General features: G+C 70.5%; 1 protein-coding gene. It reads right to left on the bottom strand.

Features of this window, described 5'->3' with window-relative positions; translation table 11 throughout:
• Positions 1–268 (bottom strand): polysaccharide deacetylase family protein (locus tag SB816_RS32050; protein ID WP_410548252.1); only part of this gene is annotated, 268 nt, incomplete at both ends.

Raw genomic sequence — 268 nt, 5'->3', positions numbered from 1 at the left:
GTAGCCGACCGGGCGCTGGCCCGTGACCGCTTCGACCATGTCGCGAGCCTCGACGAGGAAGCGGCGCTCTTCGTCGCGGCTCATCGCGAACTGCGAGCGCCAGGTCGGACCGTGTGCGGCCGCCTCGTGGCCGCGCGACACGACCTCGCGCGCCAGCTCGGGATGGCGGCGTGCGGCTTCACCGATCATGTGCGACGTGACTTTCACGCCGTGCCGGTCCCACAGGTCGAGCAGGCGCGGAATGCCTTCACGGTAGCCGTACGCGAAC

Source organism: Achromobacter sp. SIMBA_011 (assembly GCF_046535435.1).
GTDB lineage: Bacteria > Pseudomonadota > Gammaproteobacteria > Burkholderiales > Burkholderiaceae_B > Achromobacter > Achromobacter dolens.
This window is presented reverse-complemented; position numbering and strand designations above follow the sequence as displayed.